General features: G+C 50.4%; 1 protein-coding gene. It reads right to left on the bottom strand.

What is annotated here, in order from left to right; translation table 11 throughout:
* Positions 1 to 244: YhcN/YlaJ family sporulation lipoprotein (locus G9F48_RS19525; protein WP_185153162.1), on the bottom strand; the 244-nt coding region annotated here is incomplete at both ends.

Here is a 244-nt window from a genome sequence, read left to right as displayed (position 1 = left end):
ACGCCTGGGCAACCGTGTATTTAATGCTCTCCACTTTGCTTCTTTCTAAATTGTCATCCACATCGATACCGACAACGGAGTATCTTCCGAGTACAACCGCGGTGGCATCTGAAATGCCGGGGATTTTTTCGGTTACCTCGACGAGATGCTCAGCGATGTCTGTCCGGCCGGGATTTTCAGCTGTCTCAGGAGCCGTATTTTTCACATGGATCGGTTTTGCATCGCGCTGATCGGCTGATTCGTT

Origin of the sequence: Bacillus sp. EKM420B, assembly GCF_011065565.1 — a bacterium.
Classification (GTDB): Bacteria; Bacillota; Bacilli; order Bacillales; family Bacillaceae; genus Bacillus; species Bacillus velezensis.
Note: the sequence above shows the minus strand (reverse complement) of the source record. Positions and strands in the feature narration are given on the sequence as shown.